Consider the following 6566-nt stretch of genomic DNA (forward strand, 5'->3'; position numbering starts at 1 on the left):
GCATCAGTTCGCCAGAACCTTGCCGGCGCGCTTCTCGAGGAAGGCCCGCAGACGGTCCTGGGCCTCGGGCGTCATCGAGGCCAGCGCCGAGACCGCCGATTCCACGAACAGGCCGTCTTCCGAGGACATGTCGCGGATGCGGGGCAGGGCGTTCATGATCGCGTAGTTCGAGAAGGTCGAATTGGTCGCGGTGACCTCGGCCAGTGCCACGGCCTTGTCCAGCGATCCGCCAGCCTCGACCACGTAGTTGACGCCGCCCCAGCGTTCCATTTCGGCGGCCTTGGCGACGCGGCCGGTCAGCATCATGTCGGTCATCCGGCTGGTGCCGATCAGCCGCTCGATGCGCACCGAGCCGCCGCCGCCGACGAAGATGCCGCGCTGCCCCTCGGGCAGGCCGAAATAGGTCGTCTCATCCGCGACGCGCAGATGGCAGGCCGAGGCCAGCTCGAAGCCGCCACCGACCACCGCGCCATGCAGGGCGGCGATGAAGGGGATGCGGCCGCGCTCCATGCGGGCGAAGACCTCGTGCCAGCGGCGCGAGCCCAGAACCGATTCCAGCAGCGGCTTCGCGGAGTGCTCGAGCAGGTCGAGACCGGCGCAGAAATGCTGGCCCTCACCGAAGATCACGGCGGCCTTCGCCTCGGCGCTGGCGCGGTCGACCTTGAGGGCGAACTCTTCGATGACCGCATCGCTGATGGCGTTGCGCTTCTCCGGCCGGGTCAGGCCGATGATCGCAATATCACCGCGCATCTCGTAGGAAACAAAGGTTTTTTCGTCCGAACCAGCCATACGCGACCCATCCTCTCACATCGTCTGTCGATCGTTATTTGTTTCCTAGTAGACAAAATTAAATTGCTGAGTCAATCTCCGATCAACGCCGGGACAGGGAATGGAGAGAGATCCCCGTGCCGGGCAAGACATGGGAGGTGGCTATGCCAGACAATTCCGAGGCCCTCGATTTCTGGGCGCCCGTTATCCATTCCGAGACCCGCGAGGACGGTTCTATCCTTGTCTGGCAGGAGGACGAACTGGGGCCGTATCCCCGTTGCATGACCGAGAAATTCCTGCACTGGGCCGAGGTCGCGCCGGATCGCAGCTGGATGGTCGAACGCGGCGCAGATGGCTCCTGGGAGCACATGAGCTATGGCGAGGCGGCAGGGAAGATTCGCGCCATCGGCTCGGCGCTGCTGTCCATGGGGTTGTCGCCGGAAAACCCGCTGCTGATTCTCTCGGGCAACTCAGTGCGGCATGCCATCATGGCGCTGGCGGCGCAGCATGTGGGCGTGCCCTCGGCGGCGCTGGCCCCCGCCTATGCGCTGGCCAAGGGCGACCTGGGCAAGCTGGTCGACGTGGCGGCGCAGCTGACCCCCGGCATGGTCTACGCCGAGGATGCCACCCCCTTCGGCCGTGCCATCGCCGAGGTCTTCGCCGCCGATATCCCGGTGGTCTGCGCGCAGGGCCGCCTGTCCGACCGCGAGGTGCTGAGCTTCGACAGCCTCGCCGCCACCGCGCCCTCCGAGGCGATGCAGGCCGCCTACGAGGCGCTCGGCCCCGATACCGTGGCCAAGTTCCTGTTCACCTCGGGCACCACCGGCTCGCCCAAGGCGGTGATCCAGACCCAGCGGATGCTCTGTTCCAACCAGGTGATGATCAACGACAGCTACCGCTTCCTGAACCACGAACCGCCCGTCGTCTGCGACTGGGCGCCCTGGAACCACACCGCCGCCGGCAACAAGGTCTTCAACCTGGTGATCTACAACGGCGGCACGCTTTATCTCGACGATGGCAAGCCGACGCCGAAGGACATCGGCAAGACCATCCGCAACCTGCGCGAGGTCTCGCCCACCTGGTACTTCAACGTTCCGCTCGGCTACCAGATGCTGCTGGACGCGATGGAAACCGACGCCGATCTGCGCAAGACCTTCTTCAAGCGCGTGAAGATGCTGATGTACGCCGGCGCGGGCATGTCCCAGCCGGTCTGGGACCGCATCACCCGCATCGCCGAACAGGAGGTCGAGGGCGGCGTGGTGCTGGCTACCGGCTTCGGCTCGACCGAGACCGGGCCGTTCTCGCTCATGTGCTGCGAGAAGCAGGACACCGCCGGCAACCTTGGCGTGCCTTCGCGCGGGATCATCCTGAAGCTGGCACCGCAGGGCGACAAGTACGAGGCGCGGGTCAAGGGGCCCAACATCACCCCCGGCTACTGGCGCAACGAGAAGCTGTCCGCCGAGGCCTTCGACGAAGAGGGCTTCTATTGCTTCGGCGATGCCTTCCGCTTCGTCGAGCCGGGCAATGCGGCGGCGGGCTTCTACTTCGACGGCCGCCTGGCCGAGAACTTCAAGCTGGCTTCTGGCACCTGGGTCGCCGTCGGCGCGCTGCGCGCCAAGCTGACCAATGACCTGAAGGGCCTGGCCTCGGACGTCGTCATCGCGGGCGAGGGGCACACGGATCTTGGTGCGCTGGTGGTGCCTGACTGGGATGCCCTGCGCGCGCTGGTCGACGAGAAGGGGCTGGAGGGCGAGGCCCTGCTGAACCACCCGAAGGTGCGCCGGGTCGCTTCCGACCTGCTGGATGCCCATGCGGCGCGGGCCACCGGCTCGGCCAGCCGGGTGACGCGGATGATGTTCCTCGAGGTGCCGCTTTCGTTCGAGAAGGGCGAGGTCACCGACAAGGGCTCGATCAACCAGCGCGCGGTGCTGCGCCACCGGGCCGACCTGGTGGGCAACCTCTGGTCCGAGGATCCCCGGGTGATTTTGCTGTCGCGCGAACGCGTCTGAGAATTGCGTCGCGCGCCGGCCCTTTAGGTGCCGCCGCGTGGCTGACTGTGAAGAAAGGCTGAAGTCATGAAACTGCAGGATGTGCATGTGGCCGTCACCGGCGGCGGATCGGGGCTGGGCGCGGCGACCGCGCGCGCGCTTCATGCGGCGGGCGCGAAGATCACCATCATCGACCGCAATGCCGCAGCGGCCGAGGCCGTCGCGGCAGAGCTGTCGGGCGTGGCAAAGGTGATCGACGTGGCCGATCCCGTCGCCGCCGAGACGGCGCTGGACGAAGCCATCGCGGCACTGGGCCCCCTGCGCGGGCTGGTCAACTGCGCCGGCATCGGCGAGGCGGGCCGCGTAGTGGGCCGCGAGGGCCCGCTGCCCTTCGAGGACTTCGAGCGCACCATCCGGGTCAACCTGCTGGGCTCTTTCAATATGCTGCGGCTGGCCGCGGCGCGGATGACCCTGCAGGACCCGCTGGAAGATGGCGAGCGCGGCGTGATCGTCAACACTGCCTCGGTCGCGGCCTTCGACGGCCAGATCGGGCAGGCGGCCTATTCGGCCTCCAAGGGCGGCATCGTCGCCATGGCGCTTCCGATCGCCCGAGAGCTGGCGCGGTTCGGCATCCGGGTGAACACCATCGCTCCGGGTCTCTTCCTGACGCCGCTGCTGGAAGGCCTGGGCGAAGAGGTGCAGAAGTCCATCGCCGCCACCATTCCCTTCCCGCAGCGCCTCGGCGATCCGGCGGAATACGGTGCGACGGTGAAATACATCTTCGAAACCGCCTATCTGAACGCCGAGGTGATCCGCCTGGACGGCGCGGTCCGCATGCAACCGAAATGAGCGTCGAGCTGATCGCGGGCCTGTTGCAGGCCACGCCGGGCTGGGACGCGCTGGAAGCCTCGGCGGGGCTCGAGGCCGACGACACCGCCATGATCCTTTCCGAGGCCTGGCGCCTCGGCGAAGCGCTGCTGGAGCCGCTGGCCGCCCATGCCGACGAGGTGGGGTGCCGGATCGAGAACGGGCGCCTGCGCACCCCTGACGGCTATGCCGAGGCCTTTGCACGTCTCGGCGCCGATGGCTGGCTGGCGGCCGACCTGCCGGAAGACGTGGGCGGGCAGGGCCTGCCGCTGGCGATCCACGCGGCGACTTCGCTGGGCTTCGAGGGCGCGGCCATGCCCTTCATGATGCTGGCCGGTTCGACCCGGGCGGCGGCGCATTGCCTGCTCTCGGCTGCGCCGGAGCTGGCCGCGACCTGGGCGCCGAAACTGGCCTCGGGCGACTGGGCGGCGACGATCTGCATTTCCGAGCCTGACGCGGGCTCGGACGTGGGACGCATCCGTACCCGCGCCGAGGCGCAGGGGGATCACTGGCGGATCACCGGCCAGAAGTGCTGGATCTCCTTCGGGGATCACGACATGACGACGCGTATCGGCCACCTCTGCCTGGCCCGCACCGGCGCGCCGGAAGAGGGCACCCGGGGCCTGTCGCTGTTCCTGATCCCGGACGTGCTGGACGATGGCCGCCGCAATGCGATCCGGCTGGAGCGGATCGAGGAAAAGCTGGGCCTGCATGGCTCTCCGACCTGCGTGCTGTCCTTCGAGGGGGCCGAGGCGCAGATGCTGGGCGCTCCGGGGCGTGGCCTGTCGGCGCTTTTCGCGATGATCGAGAGGATGCGGTTGCAGACCGGCTGCCAGGGGGCGGGGATTGCCCTGCGGGCGGCGGCGCTGGCGCGGCGCTACGCGGGCGAGCGGCTGCAGGGCGGCCGCCCGGATGCGGCGCCGGTGCCGATCCTGTCGCACCCGGATGTCCGTCGCCAGCTGCTGCATCTGGATGCCCAGGCGGCGCTGCTGGTGGCGCTGGTGCTCGAGGCGGCCGTGGCCGCCGACCAGGCCCGTACCGGGGACGAGGGCGCCGAACTGCGCCAGGCCTTCCTGTTGCCCCTGGCCAAGAATTTCGGCGGAGAACTGGCCTTCGAGACCGCCTCCGGTGCCATGCAGGTGCTGGGCGGGGCGGGCTACACCCGCGAATGGCCCGCCGAGCGCTACCTGCGCGATGCGCGGATCATCACGATCTACGAGGGCACGACGGGCATGCAGGCCCAGGACTTCCTGGTCCGTCGCCTGCTGAAGGACGAGGGGCGCAGCCTTGCGGCCTTCCTCGCAGCTGCCCGGGCAGAGCTGGCAGCCTCCCCCCCAGGCGCGGCAGAGGCCGGGGCGGTGCTCGACCGCTTCGAGGCGCTTGCGGGCCGCATTGCGGGCTCGGGTGCGCCGATGAGCGATCTTCTGGGGCAGGCCGATGGCTATCTGCGCGCCGGTTTTGCCGCCACCTCGGCCCTGCTGGCGACGCGGATGGCTGGTCTGGGGGCGCAGGGCAGCGCATGGGCGCGCTACCATCTGCATTTCGCCTCGGCGCAGATGACCTTGGCGGAAACCGCCTGTGACCTGCCCCCCGAACTGCTGGAGATGGCAGTCTGACCCCGCCCTCTTCGGGACCGTCTCCGGGCGGCCCCGGGGGGAAGGCACCCGGGCCATGGGAAAGAGGTCACGGGGCGAAAAGGTGTATGGAAAAGGTTCTTGAACCCGTCACCGTCGTGGCGTGAACTGCGTCGGACGGGAAGTCCTTACGTGATCGCTTGGTGGGTTCTTACATGTTCACGAGTTTGCAGGCCGCAGCCGGCCTTGATGTCGATGCGCTGCGCAGGGCGACGCCCGCCCTGCCGGGGATCGTGCATTTCAACGCTGCCGGCAACGGGTTGCTGCCTGCCGAGGTCGCCGAGGTCTTTCAGGATCACCTCGCGCGAGAGTTGCGCAGTGATGGTGGCACGGCCGCGCAGGGCGTCGCCGCCGCAATCGAGGACGCCCGCGAGGAAGCCGCCCGGCTGATCGGCGCCACTCCTTTCGAGATCGCCTTCACCACGGGCACGGCGGATGGCTGGAATGCCGCCTTCGGGGCCCTGCCGCCCCTGCGCCCCGGCGACCGCGTGCTTGTCGGCTCGGGAGAGTGGGGCGGTAACGTGCTGACCCTGGCCCAGGAATGCGCCCGCGTCGGTGCCCGGCTGGAGCGTCTCCCCGAGACGCCGGATGGCCGCATGGACCTTTCCGAACTGGCGCAGATTGTCGATGCACGGCTGCGCCTGATCGCCGTGACCTGGGTCGGGGCGCACCTGGGCCATGCGGTGCCGGTGGCGAAGCTCGGAGAGCTGGCCCGGGCGCACGGTATTCCCTATTTCGTCGATGCCGCTCAGGTGGCCGGCGTGCTGCCAATCGACGTGGCGCGGATCGGCTGCGACGTGCTGGTGGCGCCCGGCCGCAAGTCCCTGCGGGGGCCGAAGGGCACCGGCTTCCTCTATGTCCGCGAGGGTTTCCTCGCCGGGCTGAAGCCCTTCGCGCTGAACCTTCACGCGGCCTCGGTGGTGACCGGCAGCATCGTGCTGCGCTCTGATGCCGGGCGCTTCGAGGCGGCCGAGTTCTCGCCCGCGCTGCGGCTGGGCCTGGGGGCGGCGCTGCGGCTGGCCAACCGGCTGGGCGCCGAGGAGATCCGCGACCGGGTGCTTGAGCGCTCGGAGGCGCTGCGCCGGGCCCTGCGGCAGGTGCCGGGGCTGGTGCTGCGCGAGGACGGGCCGGCCGAAAGCCATATCACCACCTTCCTGCACCCGGGCCTCAGTGCGGCGCGGATCCAGCATGAGCTGGCGCTGCGCGACATCTCGGTGAAGGCCATGCCCGGCAGTGTCGCGCCCTATGCCACCCTCGGCGCGCCGGGGCAGTCGGTGTGCCGCGCGTCGGTCAGCTACCTGACCGACGA

General features: G+C 69.0%; 5 protein-coding genes. 4 read left to right on the top strand and 1 reads right to left on the bottom strand.

The window, feature by feature from the left end:
• Positions 1–3 precede the first annotated feature (3 nt).
• On the bottom strand, positions 4–789 hold the full coding sequence (locus OS124_RS0115920; RefSeq protein ID WP_010140780.1) for a crotonase/enoyl-CoA hydratase family protein: 786 nt from the start codon (positions 787–789) through the stop codon (positions 4–6).
• 143 nt (positions 790–932) lie between these two features.
• Here OS124_RS0115920 and OS124_RS0115925 point away from each other — a divergent pair, with 143 nt between their 5' ends.
• From OS124_RS0115925 to OS124_RS0115940, 4 genes are all read left to right on the top strand, one after another.
• The gene (locus OS124_RS0115925; protein WP_010140781.1) at positions 933–2777 is read left to right on the top strand and encodes a feruloyl-CoA synthase; all 1845 of its coding nucleotides are present in this window, start codon (positions 933–935) and stop codon (positions 2775–2777) included.
• 66 nt (positions 2778–2843) lie between these two features.
• Positions 2844–3605, top strand: coding sequence for an SDR family NAD(P)-dependent oxidoreductase (locus tag OS124_RS0115930; RefSeq protein WP_010140782.1), 762 nt, complete (start codon positions 2844–2846; stop codon positions 3603–3605).
• Complete coding sequence (locus OS124_RS0115935) at positions 3602–5239, top strand: acyl-CoA dehydrogenase family protein (protein ID WP_010140784.1); 1638 nt, start codon at positions 3602–3604, stop codon at positions 5237–5239. Before OS124_RS0115930 ends, OS124_RS0115935 begins: the two co-directional genes overlap by 4 nt.
• Before the next feature lie 173 nt (positions 5240–5412).
• Positions 5413–6566 (top strand): aminotransferase class V-fold PLP-dependent enzyme (locus OS124_RS0115940; RefSeq protein WP_040607382.1); only part of this gene is annotated, 1154 nt, incomplete at its 3' end.

It is taken from the genome of Oceanicola sp. S124 (assembly GCF_000220565.1).
In the GTDB taxonomy this organism is placed as follows: domain Bacteria; phylum Pseudomonadota; class Alphaproteobacteria; order Rhodobacterales; family Rhodobacteraceae; genus Pseudooceanicola.

Excerpts from the sequence above, each read along its gene's own strand:
- OS124_RS0115935 (WP_010140784.1), top strand. The coding sequence starts at position 3,602 with ATGAGCGTCGAGCTGATCGCGGGCCTGTTGCAGGCCACGCCGGGCTGG.
- OS124_RS0115925 (WP_010140781.1), top strand. The coding sequence starts at position 933 with ATGCCAGACAATTCCGAGGCCCTCGATTTCTGGGCGCCCGTTATCCAT.
- OS124_RS0115920 (WP_010140780.1), bottom strand. The coding sequence starts at position 789 with ATGGCTGGTTCGGACGAAAAAACCTTTGTTTCCTACGAGATGCGCGGT.
- OS124_RS0115930 (WP_010140782.1), top strand. The coding sequence starts at position 2,844 with ATGAAACTGCAGGATGTGCATGTGGCCGTCACCGGCGGCGGATCGGGG.